This is a genomic window from Lapidilactobacillus salsurivasis, assembly GCF_054785215.1.
The window spans coordinates 1-3,152 of the sequence record NZ_BAAABI010000018.1 but is presented as its reverse complement, the minus strand read 5'-3'; the positions used below and the strand labels follow the sequence as shown (position 1 = coordinate 3,152).

The 3,152-nt window shown below is 50.4% G+C and carries 2 rRNA genes; both read left to right on the top strand.

Features of this window, described 5'->3' with window-relative positions:
* Window positions 1–33 precede the first annotated feature (33 nt).
* Window positions 34–2,952 (top strand): 23S ribosomal RNA (locus ACYVSB_RS12565).
* Between the two features lie 82 nt (window positions 2,953–3,034).
* A 5S ribosomal RNA gene (rrf, locus tag ACYVSB_RS12560) occupies window positions 3,035–3,151 on the top strand.
* Window position 3,152 lies beyond the last annotated feature (1 nt).

The following is a 3,152-nucleotide window of genomic DNA, read 5'->3' as shown; positions in this document are numbered from 1 at the left end:
CAATGACCCAGAGAAAACCGTAGGTTTTCAGATGGTCAAGTTACAAAGGGCGCACGGTGGATGCCTTGGCACTAGAAGCCGATGAAGGACGGGACGAACACCGATATGCTTCGGGGAGCTGTAAGTAAGCTTTGATCCGGAGATTTCCGAATGGGGGAACCCAATTATCAGAGATGATAATGATTGCTTAGTGAATACATAGCTAAGTAAAGGCAGACGCGGGGAACTGAAACATCTCAGTACCTGCAGGAAGAGAAAGAAAATTCGATTTCCTAAGTAGCGGCGAGCGAACGGGAAAGAGCCCAAACCAAAGAGCTTGCTCTTTGGGGTTGTAGGACAGAACATATGGAGTTACAAAAGGATCAATTAGTCGAAGCAGTTGGGAAGCTGCGCCAAAGAGAGTGAAAGCCTCGTAGATGAAAGTTGAGCCCCTCCGTTCTGGATCCTGAGTACGGCCAGACACGTGAAATCTGGTCGGAAACCGGGAGGACCATCTCCCAAGGCTAAATACTCTCTAGTGACCGATAGTGAACCAGTACCGTGAGGGAAAGGTGAAAAGCACCCCGGAAGGGGAGTGAAATAGATCCTGAAACCGTGTGCCTACAAGTAGTCAGAGCCCGTTAATGGGTGATGGCGTGCCTTTTGTAGAATGAACCGGCGAGTTACGTTTTCATGCGAGGTTAAGTTGCAAAGATGGAGCCATAGCGAAAGCGAGTCTGAAGAGGGCGTTAAGTATGAGGACGTAGACCCGAAACCAAGTGACCTACCCATGTCCAGGTTGAAGGTGTGGTAAAACGCACTGGAGGACCGAACCCACGTATGTTGAAAAATGCGGGGATGAGGTGTGGGTAGCGGTGAAATTCCAAACGAACTTGGAGATAGCTGGTTCTCTCCGAAATAGCTTTAGGGCTAGCCTCGAGGCTAGGATCATGGAGGTAGAGCACTGTTTGGACTAGGGGCCCGTCAAGGGTTACTGAATCCAGATAAACTCCGAATGCCATTGATCCGGTCCTCGGGAGTCAGACTGCGAGTGATAAGATCCGTAGTCGAAAGGGAAACAGCCCAGATCACCAGTTAAGGTCCCAAAATCATGCTAAGTGGAAAAGGATGTGGGGTTGCACAGACAACTAGGATGTTGGCTCAGAAGCAGCCACCATTTAAAGAGTGCGTAATAGCTCACTAGTCGAGTGACCCTGCGCCGAAAATGTACCGGGGCTAAGCATGATACCGAAACTGTGGATGTCATCCTAAGGATGACGTGGTAGGAGAGCGTTCTAAGGGCGAAGAAGCTGGATCGTAAGGACCAGTGGAGCGCTTAGAAGTGAGAATGCCGGTATGAGTAGCGCAAGATAGGTGAGAATCCTATCCGCCGAAAGACTAAGGTTTCCTGGGGAAGGCTCGTCCTCCCAGGGTTAGTCGGGACCTAAGATGAGACCGAAAGGTGTAGTCGATGGCAAGCAGGTCGAGATTCCTGCACTAGTTTGTTTTGTTTGAACGATGGAGGGACGCAGGAGGTTAAGTTGAGCATGCGGCTGGAAAAGCATGTCCAAATAACGAGTCTGAGAATGAGTCAAATGCTTATTTTCGTTAAGGACAAGTTATGATGGGGAGCGAAATTTAAGTAGCGAAGCAACTGATATCACACTGCCAAGAAAAGCTTCTAGTTAGAAATAAACTACCCGTACCGCAAACCGACACAGGTAGTCGAGGAGAGAATCCTAAGGTGAGCGAGTGAACTCTCGTTAAGGAACTCGGCAAAATGACCCCGTAACTTCGGGAGAAGCGGTGCTGACCGCAAGGTCAGCCGCAGTGAATAGGCCCAAACAACTGTTTATCAAAAACACAGGTCTCTGCAAAATCGAAAGATGACGTATAGGGGCTGACGCCTGCCCGGTGCTGGAAGGTTAAGAGGAGTGCTTAGCGTAAGCGAAGGTACGAATTGAAGCCCCAGTAAACGGCGGCCGTAACTATAACGGTCCTAAGGTAGCGAAATTCCTTGTCGGGTAAGTTCCGACCCGCACGAAAGGCGTAATGATTTGGGCACTGTCTCAACGAGAGACTCGGTGAAATTATAATACCCGTGAAGATGCGGGTTACCCGCGACAGGACGGAAAGACCCCATGGAGCTTTACTGTAGCTTGATATTGAGTGTTTGTGAAACATGTACAGGATAGGTAGGAGCCGATGAAGTGAGAACGCTAGTTTTCACAGAGGCAATGGTGGGATACTACCCTTGTTTTATGAACCCTCTAACCCGCGCCACTCACGTGGCGGGAGACAGTGTCAGGTAGGCAGTTTGACTGGGGCGGTCGCCTCCTAAAGTGTAACGGAGGCGCCCAAAGGTTCCCTCAGAATGGTTGGAAATCATTCGCAGAGTGTAAAGGTATAAGGGAGCTTGACTGCGAGACAGACAAGTCGAGCAGGGACGAAAGTCGGGCTTAGTGATCCGGTGGTTCCGCATGGAAGGGCCATCGCTCAACGGATAAAAGCTACCCTGGGGATAACAGGCTTATCTCCCCCAAGAGTCCACATCGACGGGGAGGTTTGGCACCTCGATGTCGGCTCATCGCATCCTGGGGCTGAAGTTGGTCCCAAGGGTTGGGCTGTTCGCCCATTAAAGCGGTACGCGAGCTGGGTTCAGAACGTCGTGAGACAGTTCGGTCCCTATCCGTCGCGGGCGTAGGAAATTTGAGAGAAGCTGTCCTTAGTACGAGAGGACCGGGATGGACATACCGCTGGTGTACCAGTTGTGCCGCCAGGCGCATCGCTGGGTAGCTATGTATGGAAGGGATAAACGCTGAAAGCATCTAAGTGTGAAGCCCCACTCAAGATGAGATTTCCCATAACGTAAGTTAGTAAGACCCCTCAGAGAATATGAGGTAGATAGGCTGGGTGTAGAAGTACGGCGACGTATGGAGCTGACCAGTACTAATCGGTCGAGGACTTGACCAAAGGTCAAAAGAGTTGGAAAACGGTTAAAGCAGAGACATAGGATCCAGTTTTGAGGGAGCGAAAGTTCTTTCAAAGTAAAGAGTGTGGTGGCGATAGCAAGAAGGATACACCTGTTCCCTTGCCGAACACAGAAGTTAAGCTTCTTAGCGCCGAAAGTAGTTGGTGGGAGACTGCCTGCGAGGATAGGGCGTTGCCACGCT